Below are 14,409 nucleotides of genomic sequence, written 5' to 3'. Positions count from 1 at the left end.
CTATCGTGAATTAAATCAAAAAAATAGCACTAGCCTAATCATAGGTTGGTGCTATTTTTTAACTTTTAATCAATCAAAATTTGTAAGAATTTAATGGTGTGCGATCGCTGTTAGCATCGCATATTAGAGACTTGCTATTCAAAAAAATATGCTGTTTTGTAGGCGAGCCAGTGCATTACGCTGAAGCAATCCGCACAAGAGGCAGGTTTCGCCCCTGAGAAACTGCTATTAGCGTAATGCTTTTCCGCCACTAATCCCCGTCACCCGGTTTAGACAAAAAACAAACACCTATAAAATAGCCTCAAATCTATATACAGATAGGGTTTAACATCATTTTGTTTGGTTTTTTGATATATCCAGGTTCGATAAAAAAATTATATGCATTCAAATATTACTGTTTTTAGTGGGAAAACTAAGTTTATTCGAAGTGCAATCTACTACACCACTAACGCAGGTATATATGAGCGCGGTTAAACTTCAGGCTAATGATTGTCCTATCTCTAAAATATTTAGCAACGATTTTATCTTCACTATTCCTTTATATCAGCGCCCAATTCATCAGCTAAAAGAAGTTTGGCGTTTACAGTAGTAGGTTGGCTAGGTGTGTAGATGCGTAGCTACCCATAGAGGTACGATGACCTAAATCTACGCACTTACAATCTAAAAAAGTAGTATTTTTGACAAAAATTGGTTAGTAAATTAATTTTTGATTTAAATAAGTATAAATACGTTTAAATCTACAGATTTTATGAAATTTTCAATAAGTTGCACTCGTCATTACACACAAAACGATGATGTTTCGTTAAGCTGTAAGCGCTATGATTAGAGTTTATTGAACGTCTTATGCACTGGTTATTATCTGGGCCGTTGAGTAGAGAAGAATTGACGGTTAAGATTGTAGGGTTGCCTGCATCATTACAAGGTAAGAAGCTGGTGCAGTTGTCAGATTTTCATTACGATGGTTTGCGGCTGTCGGAAGAGATGCTAGAAAAAGCGATCGCAGTTACTAATGAAGCTAAAGCAGATTTAATTTTATTAACTGGTGACTACGTAACTGACGATCCAGCACCGATTCACCAACTGATACTTAGACTCAAACATCTGCAAAGTCACAGTGGTATCTATGCTATTCTTGGCAATCACGATATACATTACAAAAACGCAAAAACAGAAGTTACCGATGCCTTTACTAGCATTGGAATTCACGTCCTTTGGAACGAAATTGCCTATCCACTAGGAAAAGAATTACCATTGGTCGGACTAGCTGATTATTGGTCGCGGGAATTCTACCCTGCACCCGTGATGAATCAACTAAATCCCGACACACCACGCATCGTTTTATCCCACAACCCAGATACTGCGGAAATACTGCAAGCATGGCGAGTTGACTTACAATTATCTGGTCATACTCACGGTGGTCAAATCGTGATTCCCGGAATTGGCCCTGCAATGTTTTTTTATGAAAAGCTTGCAAAAAAAATACCTAAAAAAGTGCAGCGTCGATTTCCATTGTTGCAAGAAAATGTTTCTGTAGTCAGACATTGGGAATGGGCACAGGGTTTCCATCAGCTGGGAAAAAATCAGCTATATGTCAATCGTGGTTTGGGAACTTACCTCCCAGGACGCTTATTTTGCCGCCCGGAAGTTACTATAATCACGCTACAGGGTGAGTAAGTAATCCAAATGTCTAAATTCCAGAATGGAATCACAGCAGGTATTCTGGCTAATCAGTACCTGTAGATTTGAGTGAGTCCTGCTTAGTTTAGTCTCAGGATTTAAATCAATTCGTTAATTTTATCTTGAGTATGTGACATAAATTATTGCAGTTTCTCAAGTTACATTTTGATTTTTGGTAAGCTGTAAGCGCTGGTATGAGGAGTATCGGTTGCCTTATGCATTGGTTGTTTACGGGACATTTAAGAGTAGATAAAATCACGGTTAAGATTGCGGAACTTCCAGCATCTTTACAAGGTACAACGCTAGTGCAGTTGTCAGATTTTCACTACGATGGTTTGCGCTTGTCAGAAGAAATGTTAGAAAAAGCGATCGCACTTACTAACGAAGCCGAACCGGATTTGATTCTATTAACTGGTGACTATGTAACTGATGATCCGACACCAATTCACCAATTGGTGCATCGACTCAAACATTTGCAAAGTCGCTGTGGTATCTACGCTGTACTGGGTAATCATGATATCTACTACAGTCATTCAAAAGCAGAAGTTACACAGGCTTTAACTAGCATTGGGGTGCATGTGCTTTGGAATGAAATCGCCTATCCACTAGGAAAAGAATTACCATTTGTAGGACTAGCTGATTATTGGTCGCGGGAATTCTACCCTGCACCTGTGATGAATCAACTAGACTCTGTTACACCCCGCATCGTTTTATCCCATAATCCAGATACAGCCAAGATACTGCAACAATGGCGTGTAGATTTGCAACTATCGGGTCATACCCACGGCGGTCACATCGTAATCCCTGGCATTGGCCCTTTAGTATTCCATTATAAAAAGCTACTCAAAAAAATTCCCAGAAAATTAAGGTGTTGGGTAACGTTTTTACTAGGAGACTGTTCTAAAGTCGTCCGGTATTGGGAGTGGGCGCAAGGGTTTCACAAGGTGCAAGAAAATCAACTATATGTTAACCGGGGTTTAGGAACTTATAAACCAGGACGTTTATTTTGTCCGCCAGAAGTGACTGTAATTACCTTAGTTAGTCATTAGTCATTGGTCATTGGTCTAAATAACCCTCTCCTAAGAAGAGAAGAGATAAATAACAAAGGACAAAGGACAAAGGACAAAAATACATAACACTCAAAGCAGAAACCGCCGGAAGCTACGATGGATAAATATCAGCAGCTTGGGGCGGTTTCTTGAAGATTAGAGAATTCAGAAGTAAGTAACTCAACTAAGGTGGACAGTATTCGCGATCGCTATACTCAGAATTGCACATCCTAACATTCCAACTAGGCAGGCATTTTCTGGCAGTGCGTTTTCAAACCTCCAAAAGAACTCATTGAACTTAAAGCAAAACACATTCAATGGATGTCACAACTTCAGAGCGATCGCAAGAACATTAGAGCAGGAGGTACAGGCTCTAACTTGAAAGTTTTGATTAACTTTTAACCTGTTTGTACCTTGCTCTTAATCTAGCATGGTGTTTGTTTAGCTACAAGATACGTTTACCAAACTTGAACACCATTAATTTATCGCAACAATTCCGAAATCTTTCTTAAGAATATCCCACTTGTTAGATGTTGGCGTTAATGCCAGCATTATCAAGTGGGCTAGAAGTTCAGAAGCCGTTATTGAGCAGAACCGCCTGTTGTAGCATCATTTGCGGTAGAAGAACCATTATTAGATGTACTGTTTGACTGGTCTACTCCTTGAGGTGGAATGGTTTTAGAGGTATCGCCTTTCGTACCTGGAGTGGAAGTAGGAGTATTAGTAGTTGGACTCGTCGTTGGACTTTGTGTTGCTTTCGGGGCTGGCTGAGTTACAGAAGGTGCTTTTTCTGCCGCAGGCTGTTGGGGTGGAATAGTAATGTTAATATCCGGTTGGCGAGGTGCAGATGGAGGTGTAACCTGCTGTTGTGGAACAGGGACAGGAACAGGTACTTCTCTAATTCTTTCGATTATCTTCGTTTGTGGTTGAGGAGTTGGACTACTATTACTCGGTACAGGAACCACGACCGGCACAGTAGTGTCAACCGCAGTGTTATTACGTTGGTTTAAGTACCAGACCCCACCTATAATCAAACTGACTACAGAAGTAACAATAATACCCAACAGCAAACCACGGCTAGCATTTTCATTGTCACGCTCGGCTAAATCAGCTTGTTGGTAACTACGCTCAGTATTTCGACCTTGTACGTAACCGTTAGTGTAAGAGTTAGGATTAGCTGTGCTGTTCTTGACTGTTTCTGTAGTTCGCGTCAAGTCAGTGTGAATATTACCATTAGTATCAGTGTAAGATTCTTGCTTAATTTCACTGTTTTTGCTTTCGCGTTCATTGGGAATAGACATAACTATTGATTTCACTCCTCGATATGATATTGACAAACTAAAGCTTTGTAAGAGAAAGAGGTTTTAATGAGTTTAAAAATCTATGTTGCTGATAAATATTGAGTTTTATTTATTACCCAACTGTTGGTTAATGCCAGAATAACCTCTGAGATCGGACAAGTGGCTCTATCTATAGGAAGTTAATACTTTATCTAGAGAAAGAGTATCCCAAAGATGGATGTTATTAAACTGTCAGATGATGGATTGATACCAGGAGTTAGAATTGAGAATTTAAAATACTCCGCCCATGAAAGGATGAAGTATTAAATTTTTGATTAATACTTTAATTTTGTTTCGCCCACATTTCAGCAAAACTCAGTGACCACCAAGGGAAGGTTTTAAACCAATTTCATTACCCAATACGTTGAAAAGTTCCATAACCATCTTACAGAATTTAATTCTGTTAGCGGATAGCTAACGGTTTAGCGTATTCTGACTCCTGAATTTTATGATGAGAAATCTAGGAATTTACTGAAATCATCTATCATTTCCAACGTCGATTTAGCCGCAATATCTTTTTAATCCCCTGACAAAATCTTTCTACCAGAGGTCTGGGCTTTGATACATATCTAGGCGATCGCACTCTTTTTGTAGCACCAGGATTTTTTAACCCTTGTTCTATTTGTGCAGCTTTATTTAAATCTGAAGCGGCTCTATATTCATATCCAAGTTGGGAGCAAACTAGCCCACGATATTTATATGCGTCAACATAGTTAGGATTGAGACGAATTGCATGGGTAAAATCTGCGATCGCATCCTCATATCTTCCTTCCGTGGCATTCTCTACGCCTAAAGTATAGAAAGCTTCTGCATCCCAACGATTGACAGATATTTTTGTGGGATTTTTAGGCGAAGATGAAGAGGGATTTTCTGAAATGGGAGGTTCAGATGGACTTTCTGATTTGAGCTTGTTGTAAGCTACGTTAATTAATTTGATTTTTTCCTCAGCTTCCTGTTTTTGCTTTGGATCAAAAAAGCGATCGGGATGCCAAATTTTTACCAGTTTACGGTAAGTTCGCTTTACCTGTGCTTGAGACGCACCGGGTTCTAGCCCAAGAATTTCATAAGCATCATTGATATCGAAGCGTAGACGTTTCGGCTTGTCGTTAGACATCGCGCATACTGAAAAAATCGGCAACTATATACTATGTTAACTATTCCCCTCAATTTCCTCCAATCAACCCAAACGCCCCATTCTGGTTATCACTGGGATGGCGGTAGTCGCCGCTTTTTTGAAGGCTGGTATTACCGCATCACTTTACCGGAAATTGGGCAAACGTTCGCCTTTATGTACTCCATCGAAGACCCCATCGGCGGTAAACCCCACAGTGGCGGTGCAGCCCAAGTTCTCGGCCCGGATGATGAGTATTTATGCCGTACTTTTCCTGATGTGAATAAATTTTGGGGTAGTCGGGATGTTTTGGGTTTAGGTCATTGGGGTAAAACAGATTTGCAAATTGCTCCTCTGTACCTTCTACCAGCAGAGTTTGAGCATCATGTTCAAGAAGGATATCAAGCCACAGCCACCTTGAATCAGGGAATAATTAGCGAACCTGCAACCAATAATTATTGCCGTTGGGAGTATGAAATTCAACCAGTATACGGTTGGGGTAATAAAAATAGCATTCAGCAATCAACCGCCGGCTGGCTGTCATTCTCACAGATTTTTGAACCTGGATGGCAGATTTTGATGGCTCACGGTTTAGCCAGTGGAAAAATTGACTGGAATGGCAAAATCTACGAATTCACTAACGCCCCAGCTTATGGAGAGAAAAATTGGGGTGGTGCTTTTCCTCAAAAATGGTTTTGGCTAAATTGTAATTGCTTTGAAGGCGAACCCGACTTAGCATTAACTGCTGGCGGTGGAAGGCGGGGTGTGCTGTGGTGGATGGAATCTGTAGCAATGATTGGGTTGCACTATCAAGGCAAGTTTTATGAATTCGTTCCCTGGAATTCCCAAGTAGATTGGGAAATTCAACCCTGGGGTAGATGGCAAATGAAAGCTACAAATTCTAATTATGAAATTGAATTGACAGGAACCACAGATTTAGCTGGTACACCTCTGCGTGCGCCCACAGAGGATGGTTTAAGATACTGTTGCAAAGACACCATGCAAGGAAAGTTAAATTTAGAGTTACGAGAACTAAATGGGAGAAAATCTAAAGTAATCTTGAAAGCAGAAAGTTTTCTTTGTGGTTTAGAAGTAGGCGGCGGCTCTTGGGATAATGTTTGGCAGTCTCGGTAAAAGTACTGCTATAATTATATATGCTTCATAGTTGGGGTTGTAGCTCAGTTGGATAGAGCGGACGCCTCCTAAGCGTCAGGTCGTGCGTTCGAGCCGCACCAGTCCCGTAACCAAAGAAATCCCTAAGACCTTAACTAATAGCAGGTAATAGGGATTTTATTTTTACCGTAGTAGCTGGAAAAGAGTACTGCATAACAATTTTGCTCACTCATGTCTCCAAAAAATCCCTATTGACACCATATCAATAGTACTGAGTTAAGCCAGCGATCGCTCCTCCAACACTAAGAGCGATCGCGCATTAAACTAGTGACAAGAAGACGACTATAATAAATTTCTTCATTGCTAATCAGCGACTCATTGCAAAAATCTGTTCAGCCGTTAAGGGAATGTTCCCAAACAATCTAGAATCAATTCGATCCTGCCCTCGAAAAATCTTTGGGGGTAAATACTCTGCATCTTCAAGTTGGTAGATTGTAATAGTTGGCTGCTTGGGAGAGCCAATGAACCGAATGCCACCAAAAGCAGCATAGTCTACAATGATGTACTCGAAAACGCCCAAGTCCTCATATTCTGCAAGTTTTGTCAAATAGTCGTCCTTCCAGTTGTTGCTAACGACCTCGATGATTCCGGGTGGTGGAATATATGCAGCAGCAGAACTAGAGCTAGTTTTCATTCTCTGCCATTCAACTCTTGCAAATATAACAATATCTGCTTTCCGGCTTTTTTCCTTTTCTCCTGGTGCTGTTTTGAGCCGAACCTGCTTGGACTGGCGCGACACATAAGGCAGGTCATTTTCTTGGCAGTGATTTTCTAAATAGGCACACAGTCGCTGGATCAAATCCTCATGATTTGCATTTGGTTCTGATAATGGCACGGGAATCCCATCCAATAGCTCAAACTCTCTGCCTGAACCATCGTCCCAGGCAAGAAACTCTTCAAAAGTCAGTGGTTGTGTGACGGTTGCGTACATCGCCCTCGCTCCCTTGCTGACGGGTACTTCACTCAATGCTACCAAGATGTACAGCTTTGTCTATAAGTCCTGGCTGATTTTCCTGTCGTAGTTCTGAAACAACGGCTTGAGGTTGAGTTGAGGAACGAATCCGGGCTGAGTATATACAGGCTTTACCAGGTAATGCAGAAGGTGGTAATTTCAAGCAGAAACAACAAGTATTGACATTGATTATTTGTATTAAAATTTGATTTTTCTAAAAAACCTGTGTAAGTGCGTAGGCTATTCTCTCTTATATCAAGTCCGGTTAATCACTTATGATTACCGCATCTGTGCAAAAATCGGAAAAGCCTCTTTTGCCCTGCCTCCTGCGGTCTAAATGATAAGTCTTTAGCCAGACACGATATTACGCTCCCAAAGCTTGACGTTCATTTTAAATTAACGATCTGAATGGGAACAAAATCTCGCTCACCGACTAGAACACAAGGCGCGATCGCCCCTGGCGTTGGCGGAGCCAGACGCTTGCGGACTCGCTAACGCTGCGCGATCGCCTTTGATTACCTTCTGATTAGTCTGCAAATAATCATGCAGCAAATCGCAACCCCGTGCTAGTAGTTTTTCCAGTTGGATATCTGCCAAATCTTGGAAAATCACTGTACCATTACCACTACCCGCAGCTAAAATCTTACCGTCATTACTAAAACTGACGCTGGTTAACTCTTGCTTATCACCTTTCAAAGCAATCAGTAATGTCCCTTCGCGGTTCCAAATCCTCACTTTGTCATCACTGCTAGCAGCTAAAGTCTTACCATCGGGGCTAAAACTTACACTAATAAAACTATCACCATCACCTGCAAGATTACTTAGCAGATGACCGTCTCGGTTCCAAATCTTCACGGTGCTATCAATACTAGCTGAAGCAATTTCTTGACTATCAGGCGACCAAGCAACCCCATTTACCCGGCGGCTATGACCAATTAAGGTATATAGCAATTTACCATCTAAACTCCAGATTTTCACGGTTTTGTCATCACTGGCTGAAGCTAGCAACTTACCATCGGGGCTAAAACTTACCCAATTCACTGCATCTTGATGTCCTTGCAAGGTGTTGAGCAGCTTACCATCTCGACTCCAAAGCTTTACTGTTTTATCTTTACTAGCTGAGGCAATTACTTGACTATTAGGCGACCAAGCTACACTCAAGACGGTACTATTATGACCTTGTAAGGTGTTGAGCAGTTTACCGTCAGTACTCCAAAGCTTCACTGTTTGATCTTTACTAGCCGAAGCGATCGCTTGACCATCTGGACTGAAACTAACCCCCCAAACTTGACCTTTATGCCCTGTAAATATGCGGAGTAGTTTACCTTCGCGGCTAAATAGTTTTACAGTTTTGTCTCGACTCCCTGCTGCTAAGGTGCGATCGCCTGGGCTAAAACTGATGCTAGTTATCCAGTCATCATTAGCGGCTTTGGGTTTTCGCAATAAGATATCGTCCCAATGCCAGAGTTTAATAGTTTTGTCCCGGCTTGCAGAAGCTAGGGTGCGACCATCTGGGCTGAAACTGACGCTGTTAACCCAATTATTATGTCCCTTCAGGGTTCCTAGCAGCACACCTTCAAAACTCCAAAGTTTGATTGTCTCGTCGGTACTTGCAGAAGCGATGGTATTACCATCTGGGCTAAAACTGACGCTGGTAACTCCAGCACTATGCCCTGATAGGGTTCGCAGTAATTTCCCCTCTAAATTCCACAGTTTGATTGTCTGGTCTAAACTAGCAGAAGCGATCGCTTTCCCATCGGTTGACCAAGCTACACTTTTAACTGCATCATCATGTCCCTGCAAGGTTTTGAGCAGCTTCCCATCCCGACTCCACAATTTTACTGTCTTGTCTGCACTCCCAGAAGCAATGGTCTGTCCATCGGTTGACCAAGCGACGCTCAAAACTGCACCATCATGTCCTGGCAAGGTTTTGAGCAGTTTACCATCCCGACTCCACAGTTTTACTGTCTTGTCTGTACTCGCTGAGGCAATAATTTGTCCATCTGGGCTAAAACCGGCACTATTCACTACACCTTGATGCCCTAATAGAGTAACAAGTAGTACACCCTCTCGGCTCCAAAGTTTTACCGTCTTATCTTGACTAGCGGAAGCAACAATTTGACCATCGGGGCTGAAACTGACGCTATTAACTACATCTTCATGCCCAGATAAGGTTTTGAACAAGCTACCATCAGGAAGCCAAAGTTTAATTGTAGTATCCGCACTAGCTGAAGCAATTAAAGAACGGTCAGGACTGAATGTAGCATTATTTACTCCAGATAGATGCCCCTCCAAGCGGTTATATTCTTTCAACCCAGAAACAGCTTGATAAAGTGCCGTCTGTACTTGCTCTCTTGTGTAGGAATCTACCCAAACTATTTGTTGTAATTTTCTTCCTGCCCTTAAAGCTTCTTTTAAAGAATCAATACCTTTTTGTGAGGCAAAGAGGGCTTCACTGGATGCACTAAGGGTTTTAATTTCACTATCTACTGCTGTTACTATGGAAACACTTAATCCCAATATGGCAAGAAAAGAAGCAGTCAAGGCAATTTTCAACGAACGATTTAATTGAGCTTCACTAAGTCTTTGTTTCTTTTGACTTTCTGCAAGTTTTGCTGTTAATTCTTTTTCTTTCAGTTCAGCTCGTAATTGTTCAATTTGTAACTGACTCAATTCTTCCCGCTTGTGTAATTCTCGCAATTCTGTTAGTAAGTCCACTCCCTGTTGAGGATAAGAATCTACTAATGTGGAACGCTGCGTTTTTTGGCTAAGTTCGCTCTTAAGTCGGTCAATTTCAGCTTTACTTTGTTCTACTTTGTGGCGCAACTGATTTAGTTGTACCTGTAGGCTCGATTCTTGTTGTTGTAAGTAGCGAATTAAGTCTACTAAATAATCGTGAATCAGTTGATAGCGTTCTGGTACATCAGGGAATAGTACTACCAAACCGGAGCGTACTAAAATGTCTAATACTAACTCTAATTTGCTGGCATCTTCTAATTCTGCTAACTGTGCCGCTAATTCAGCACGAGTTTTAAATGGTCGATTATTACTTTCATCTGTTAATAAGTATAAGACGAGTAACGCGGCTCGTTCATTTTCTGGGCCGCAGTCTTTAATCAGTTCTTTAAGATATCGCTCGATGAGTTTGTTGGGTCTATATGGCTGATATTCTTCTAGAGTAGTAATGCGCTCATCTTGAATTTGCGCTCCCACAACTTGCAATTCAATGGGGCGGACTTCTCCAAATTCTGTGGATAAATCTTCGATTAAGGCATCGATTAAAACAGGTTCTAAATTAAACTGCGATCGCTCGGTCAATTTTTGGATAATTGCTTTAGCATATTCTGGTGAAAAGTTATTCAACTGGTAGCGAATATGCTTGTCGAGAATATTATTATTAATCGCTTCTAATGCCGAAAGATGTTTAAAATCTAACAAACGATGTAAGTAATCTTCTCGTAACGAAAGGATAACTTTGACAAAGGGGATATTTAGGCAATCACTAATAAATTTATCAAATTCTTGCTTTTGGTTGCGATCGCTATAACCAAAGAAAAATTCTTCAAATTGGTCAAAAATTAAAACTGTAATCAGATGGTTATCAGCATTTTGTTTGAGTTGTTGTAAAATTCTGACGATGGTGATGGGTGTAGGAGAGTAGGGCAAAACCTCCGCCGCTTCGATGGTTGCTTCTAGCTTAATATCAGCGTAGACGGCAAGGGATGCGTCACTAAACATCGCTTCACTTAAAGATTTCTCTAATTCCCGCGCCCAATCGGTATAAACTTGCAATACTACAGGCACGGCTATTTGATCGCCAATAGCTCGATTTTGCAGTGCTGGAACTAAACCAGCAGTGACAATAGAACTCTTACCTACCCCTGATTGACCGTGAATCACCGTCAGCTTTTGATCGGCGCGGCTTATTCTCCCAATTAAGTTATTAATATCACGCTCCCGACCAGAAGCCGCAATTTCTAAAGCAACGCTGCTACTTCCAGAATGTGACATCAATGCTGGGTTTGTTGCTTGTCTTTGGGGTTGCAAGCGCCCTGCACCAATAAAAGCCCGAAAACCATACTGCTGCTCAACAGAACGCCGTTTCTGTCGAATGTAATAGGCTTCCAGATAGCGGCCTTCTTCAAAGTATAGCGATCGCAGTGTCCGCAATAAGCGAATATAACGATGGGCATCGTATTGATGGGCACTGCTTTCTAAAGCTGCTGACAATTCTCTTGTTGCTTTTTCTAAGTATTCATGAGCGATTACTAGCTCACCTAAATTTCGCTGTGCTTTCGCCAACACTAAATAGTAAATTTGCGCTAACAGTAAGGGAAATAAGCAGTTATAAGGATCGTTGTGCTTTTGCGCTTCACCTAATTTCAACAGCGATACATGGGCTAATATACTCGCCTGTACCCACCGAGACTGCTGCACAGCCACTTGTGCGAGAAAACCGTAGTCACAAGCTAATTGAATTTGACTACCATAAGTTTGATGCAACTCCAGAGACTTTTGGGCAACTGTCTGCAATTCTTCCCACTCTTGCAGATATTGCAAAACTTCAGCGAGTTGACTAATAAACCCAGCAACTATATCTAAACGCCCAGCCACCTGTAAAACATTCAAACATTGCTGAAAATAAGATTTAGCTGTATACCAATGACGACGGTTTTCTGTTTGATTTTGCTCTGCGAAACGGCAATAACATAGCCCAATATAAAACAGCAAGATTCCCTGTCGCAAAGGTAGCGGCGATGGGGGGGATGGAGGTGTAGGGGAAGAAAATACTCTTTCATCTCCCTCTACTTGCCTATTTCCGATTTCCTCTAATTTTTGCCAAACTTGCAAGCTTTGCTGAAAGTGGCTTAAAGCTGTACTGATGCGATCGCTAATATAATTATCTAGACCAAAAACAAACTCTAAACTAGCGTGTAATTCTGGCTCTAAAGTAATCCCACGATTGTGCAACTCTTCAATAGCAAAGTGGAGTTCATAGCTATTTTTCCAGACTTGCTCCACAGTGAAATAATGCTTGGCAACTTGAGGAGGTTGGTGTTGTCCAGCATCGCTTGGTAACACCGTGGCAAATAAAGCGTCCGTTTCCTGTTGCAAAAATTGCCGCAATGATTGAGTTGTCATCTCAAACCGAATCGGTGTAGCCGCCCAACTCGCAAAATCTGGTGCTAAACGGACTACCTTTTGCAACACTTCTTCATTCACCCACACAATCATCGGAAATGGGTGGCGTTTGCGAAATTCATCACGAATATGATTGATAGACCTCAGTAAATCGTCGATTCCATCTACTGACTCCAAACCCAAAATCATCAACGCCGATGGCGGATTATCTTCAGTTACCAGTTGTAAATGAATACTTGTGTAAAGACTTCTAGCATTATGCGGCAGAATTACCTTTTGAATATGGTGTACTCCTGAAGAGAGTTCTTCGAGTCGTTGCAGCATAAGTTCTTGCAAAACTCGATAATTGCAGCACACCAAAACCAGAGAGAATTGACCGCTAGAAAGGGCAATTGCTCTCCCCAAACTCCGTAAAGCCCGCTCATTAGCTGCTCTTATATCTGTTTGTGGGTGTCGTTCAACCATGATTTAAATTTTTCCGTCTCTGCTAAAACTGGGTTGACGGCAAACCAAGCTCCCTGATGATCTCGGTATTCAAATACAAATAAACTTCGCAATAAAGTGTGGTATTCTATATCACCTCTAACTCTTTGCTGTTGCACTACCTGAAAGATTAATTCCCACTCATGAGGATCGATCGCATTAGCTCGGTAATCTCGCTGTCTTTGAATCACCAAATCAACACACTCCCGCTCAAAAGGTGGATCTTGTTCTCGCAGACAGTCAAACAGTAACCCTAGCAAGTCGCGGACATGACCACCACTAATCAAGCACAACCGATCTAAGGTTTCCAAACTATCAAACACCTCTGTAATTAAGCCTAACCGATCGCTAGGTAAAATGTCTGGGAAAGCTCTAGCTAGTACCATTTGCCGCAACATTGCTAGCCCTTGAGGAAAAATCTCTCCAGAGCGCAGACGTACAGGTATCATCGGTAACATTTTTGGTGCGACTCCTCCCCCCAAACGATGTTGAAGTTCGGCGCTATCGTTGGAGAAAGTCAGAGCTAAAGGAATAGTGTAGACTACATGGCAATTTAGTTTGCGTAACTGTTCACCACGCTGAATAAATAAGTATTCTGGCAGCGATCGCCCCGATGGTAAAGGTCGAATTGCAACTCTATCCAGGTTATCAACAATAACCACCAGTCCTTTTTTACCTCTAGTTTTTAGTTCCTTGATGGCACGTTCTAGCAATTCTTGATTAATTGACTGTAAAATGTTTGCTGTTCGCGGTTCTAAATAATCTCTTAACCGCCGCCGCAACTGGGGACTTTCTTTAGTTTTGGCTGTAATTTTGGCAATTCCCACAGACAACTCTGCTTCTACCCCCAGGTCAATTGGCGTTTGCAGAAAATCTACGATTTCACCAAACAACTTGCTAAAGTAAGTAGATTTGAGCCTGATTTTCATGGCTTCTAGGCTCTCACTTACTTGTCCTGCGATCGCCAACAAAATATCAGTCACATCCACATCTGCCATTTCTAAGACATGGGTAGACTCAAAGTAAACTACATGAAATTGCTGCGCTTCTAACTCAGCTTTTAACCGCAACAATTCCGTTGATTTTCCACAGCCGAGATGTCCTGTAAATAGCTGACAAGTTGGTTCATCGGGCGATATTTTAGCGATCGTGCGCTGCAAAGCTTCGATAATTTTGCCACCCCGTACCGCAGCAAAATCAATATAGTACCTGCGATCGCTGGCGTTTCCTATGATTAGAGGTCTGCTCGGATTGCAAGCCTGATAAAATCTTTCTAAATCTAGGAGCATAACTAATCAAGTTCACTCAAGAATGGGGATGACAAAATTTACTGAATAAATATATTGATTTTAGGGAATTTATGCTTTATTTTAATCAAACTACTAACTAAACTAGCAGAATTTCGGATAATTGTTTATACATAAGTTAGATGTAGCACATAGTAATGCTGAGATTTTAGTTAAATTAAGCAAAAATACTACT

The 14,409-nt window shown here is 41.4% G+C and carries 9 protein-coding genes and 1 tRNA gene; 4 read left to right on the top strand and 6 right to left on the bottom strand.

Annotated features, from left to right (window positions below; all coding sequences use genetic code 11):
• The first annotated feature begins 843 nt into the window (after positions 1–843).
• Complete coding sequence (locus IQ274_RS27020; protein ID WP_163928186.1) at positions 844–1,674, top strand: metallophosphoesterase; 831 nt, start codon at positions 844–846, stop codon at positions 1,672–1,674.
• Between the two features lie 218 nt (positions 1,675–1,892).
• A complete protein-coding gene (locus tag IQ274_RS27015) occupies positions 1,893–2,726 on the top strand; it encodes a metallophosphoesterase (RefSeq protein ID WP_194144024.1) in 834 nt (277 codons plus the stop codon).
• Between the two features lie 581 nt (positions 2,727–3,307).
• Here the strand turns inward: IQ274_RS27015 and IQ274_RS27010 are convergent.
• Positions 3,308–4,027, bottom strand: coding sequence for a hypothetical protein (locus IQ274_RS27010; RefSeq protein WP_194144023.1), 720 nt, complete (start codon positions 4,025–4,027; stop codon positions 3,308–3,310).
• Between the two features lie 523 nt (positions 4,028–4,550).
• On the bottom strand, positions 4,551–5,180 hold the full coding sequence (locus tag IQ274_RS27005; protein ID WP_194144022.1) for a J domain-containing protein: 630 nt from the start codon (positions 5,178–5,180) through the stop codon (positions 4,551–4,553).
• Positions 5,181–5,213: 33 nt separating this feature from the next.
• On the opposite strand from IQ274_RS27005, the gene IQ274_RS27000 reads away from it, so the two are divergent.
• Both IQ274_RS27000 and IQ274_RS26995 read left to right on the top strand, forming a co-directional pair.
• Entirely contained in the window at positions 5,214–6,311 is a 1,098-nt protein-coding gene (locus IQ274_RS27000; RefSeq protein WP_194144021.1) for a tocopherol cyclase family protein, read from the top strand.
• A 33-nt stretch (positions 6,312–6,344) separates the two neighbouring features.
• A tRNA-Arg gene (locus IQ274_RS26995) sits at positions 6,345–6,418 on the top strand.
• Between the two features lie 239 nt (positions 6,419–6,657).
• Here the strand turns inward: IQ274_RS26995 and IQ274_RS26990 are convergent.
• The 4 genes from IQ274_RS26990 to IQ274_RS26975 all read right to left on the bottom strand — a co-directional run bounded on the left by IQ274_RS26990 (position 6,658) and on the right by IQ274_RS26975 (position 14,216).
• On the bottom strand, positions 6,658–7,281 hold the full coding sequence (locus IQ274_RS26990; protein ID WP_194144020.1) for a Uma2 family endonuclease: 624 nt from the start codon (positions 7,279–7,281) through the stop codon (positions 6,658–6,660).
• A 28-nt stretch (positions 7,282–7,309) separates the two neighbouring features.
• The gene (locus IQ274_RS26985) at positions 7,310–7,465 is read right to left on the bottom strand and encodes a hypothetical protein (RefSeq protein ID WP_194144019.1); all 156 of its coding nucleotides are present in this window, start codon (positions 7,463–7,465) and stop codon (positions 7,310–7,312) included.
• Positions 7,466–7,728: 263 nt separating this feature from the next.
• Positions 7,729–12,909 carry an eIF2A-related protein gene (locus IQ274_RS26980; RefSeq protein ID WP_194144018.1) on the bottom strand — a complete coding sequence of 1,727 codons (5,181 nt, stop codon included), beginning with the start codon at positions 12,907–12,909 and terminating at the stop codon, positions 7,729–7,731.
• Positions 12,879–14,216 (bottom strand): P-loop NTPase fold protein, encoded by a 1,338-nt coding sequence (locus IQ274_RS26975; RefSeq protein WP_194144017.1) that lies wholly within the window; start codon positions 14,214–14,216, stop codon positions 12,879–12,881. Before IQ274_RS26975 ends, IQ274_RS26980 begins: the two co-directional genes overlap by 31 nt.
• Positions 14,217–14,409 lie beyond the last annotated feature (193 nt).

The sequence above is a fragment of the Nostoc sp. LEGE 12447 genome, from assembly GCF_015206985.1.
Lineage (GTDB): Bacteria > Cyanobacteriota > Cyanobacteriia > Cyanobacteriales > Nostocaceae > Nostoc.
The sequence above is the reverse complement of the archived record's forward strand: the minus strand, read 5'-3'. Positions and strand labels throughout refer to the sequence as shown.

Bases quoted from the DNA above. Each gene is read 5' to 3' on its own strand.
- IQ274_RS27015 (WP_194144024.1), top strand. From the start codon at position 1,893: ATGCATTGGTTGTTTACGGGACATTTAAGAGTAGATAAAATCACGGTT.
- IQ274_RS26980 (WP_194144018.1), bottom strand. From the start codon at position 12,909: ATGGTTGAACGACACCCACAAACAGATATAAGAGCAGCTAATGAGCGG.
- IQ274_RS26990 (WP_194144020.1), bottom strand. From the start codon at position 7,281: ATGTACGCAACCGTCACACAACCACTGACTTTTGAAGAGTTTCTTGCC.
- IQ274_RS27000 (WP_194144021.1), top strand. From the start codon at position 5,214: ATGTTAACTATTCCCCTCAATTTCCTCCAATCAACCCAAACGCCCCAT.
- IQ274_RS27010 (WP_194144023.1), bottom strand. From the start codon at position 4,027: ATGTCTATTCCCAATGAACGCGAAAGCAAAAACAGTGAAATTAAGCAA.
- IQ274_RS27005 (WP_194144022.1), bottom strand. From the start codon at position 5,180: ATGTCTAACGACAAGCCGAAACGTCTACGCTTCGATATCAATGATGCT.
- IQ274_RS26975 (WP_194144017.1), bottom strand. From the start codon at position 14,216: ATGCTCCTAGATTTAGAAAGATTTTATCAGGCTTGCAATCCGAGCAGA.
- IQ274_RS27020 (WP_163928186.1), top strand. From the start codon at position 844: ATGCACTGGTTATTATCTGGGCCGTTGAGTAGAGAAGAATTGACGGTT.